This window comes from Bacillus ndiopicus, assembly GCF_000612805.1.
In the GTDB taxonomy this organism is placed as follows: domain Bacteria; phylum Bacillota; class Bacilli; order Bacillales_A; family Planococcaceae; genus Metasolibacillus; species Metasolibacillus ndiopicus.
Map to the genome: position 1 here is coordinate 1 of NZ_HG964423.1, position 239 is coordinate 239.

The 239-nt window shown below is 49.0% G+C and carries 1 rRNA gene; it reads left to right on the forward strand.

The window, feature by feature from the left end:
* Positions 1 to 22: 22 nt before the first annotated feature.
* A 16S ribosomal RNA gene (locus TY13_RS19615) occupies positions 23 to 239 on the forward strand; the annotation flags it as partial.

A 239-nucleotide genomic window follows, 5' to 3' on the forward strand; every position in this document is an offset into this window, starting at 1 on the left:
ATTTGAGCTTACTCAAATTCTTTTTATGGAGAGTTTGATCCTGGCTCAGGACGAACGCTGGCGGCGTGCCTAATACATGCAAGTCGAGCGGGCGTATCTTTGGTGCTTGCACCAGATTTACGCTAGCGGCGGACGGGTGAGTAACACGTGGGCAACCTGCCCTGTAGATGGGGATAACTCCGGGAAACCGGGGCTAATACCGAATAATACTTCGAAATACATGTTTTGAAGTTGAAAGA